Origin of the sequence: Klebsiella sp. HMSC25G12, assembly GCF_001807705.1 — a bacterium.
Lineage (GTDB): Bacteria > Pseudomonadota > Gammaproteobacteria > Enterobacterales > Enterobacteriaceae > Klebsiella > Klebsiella variicola.
In genome coordinates, this window is sequence record NZ_KV789830.1 from 1 (window position 1) to 1,387 (window position 1,387).

The window sequence follows — 1,387 nt, forward strand, 5'->3', positions numbered from 1 at the left end:
CATAGACAGGATCTTAAGAGATAAGTCTTTATTTCAGATAGAAAAATGGCTCCATTTATGATCAGATAATCATCGTCAAACCACTACCCATCAACCATGAAGCCGATGACGATTATCTCCTTAAAACACCAACTTTCGCAATTCCTCTGTCCTGAATTTATCACTCGAATTGCCAGACGAACGGGTTTCTTAAAACGTGAGCGCACCATTGAGCCGCCATCGCTCGTTTTAAGCCTGATTGCCGCACTCAGTAAAGGCAATTGCCACGCCATTGCCGATCTCCATCGACAGTTCAATGGCATGAGTCTCAGCGAACAACAATTTGTCGCTTATAAACCGTTTCATAATCAATTGCGTAAACCTGAATTTGCACAATGGATGCAACGATTAACTCAGTTTGCTATCGCCCGCTTTGTTCGTGAACTTAAATCAACCTTACCCCGCAAACTTGATGGTTTTGACGATATTCTCTTACAAGATGGCAGTTCTTTTCGCGTTCATGATGGGTTAGCGGACGTCTTCCCCAGCCGGTTTCCGACTCATCCCGCCGCGATTGAATGCCATATGACGTTGTCGCTCAAACATCAAATGCCGAAAACCATGACTATCACTGCCGATACAGCCTCAGAGCGGGCGTATTTGCCGAAAACTGAACTGATGCGCAATAAGTTACTGCTGGCAGATGCCGGGTATGTAGACTTCAATTATTTCAGTCAGTTATCTGAGCATGGCGGTTCATTCATCGTCAGAGGCGGTAAAAACCTTAATCCAGTGATAATCGAAGCACGCAATGGTCAAGGTCGGCTATTACCCAAACTAGCCGGTCTGAAACTCAAAGAAATCGACCGAAAAACGAATCGCTCAGAGGTTTTGGACTTAAAAATCAAGCGAGGAGCGGATGAATTCCGGTTAGTCCGTCGTTGGTTTGCCGAAGAAAAACGATTTTGTATCTGGGTCACCAATTTACCCGCCACGGAGTGGTCAGCCGATGAGATCATGATGATTTATCGGTGTCGCTGGCAAGTTGAGTTACTGTTTAAAGAGTTGAAATCCGATACCAACTGGCGACGTTTTGCCACGAGTCAACAGGCCATAATGGAAGGCTTAGTTTGGGCCAGTTTGCTGGCGCTGATCATCCGTAGGTACATCGCGATGCAAAGTCTGTCATCCGCTTCAGTCTATAAAGCAGGGAAAAATGTCGATGTCTGGTTATTACCGATATTGGAAGCTTATATTCATCAGGCATGGTCGGAAATAACAGTCCGGCTGGAATGGGCTTTGTTATATATATCAAAGAATGCGAAAAAAGCACAACAAAGAAAATCGAAGAAAACCAGGACCTTAGATGGCATTTTTGAAAGACTTAGTTCTTAAGGTCCAGTCTATG

General features: G+C 44.6%; 1 protein-coding gene. It reads left to right on the forward strand.

The window, feature by feature from the left end; translation table 11 throughout:
* Positions 1-105: 105 nt before the first annotated feature.
* A complete protein-coding gene (locus tag HMPREF3096_RS05530) occupies positions 106-1,374 on the forward strand; it encodes an IS4 family transposase (protein WP_049078382.1) in 1,269 nt (422 codons plus the stop codon).
* Positions 1,375-1,387 lie beyond the last annotated feature (13 nt).

Coding starts and splice junctions, on each gene's coding strand:
- HMPREF3096_RS05530 (WP_049078382.1), top strand. CDS start 106: ATGACGATTATCTCCTTAAAACACCAACTTTCGCAATTCCTCTGTCCT.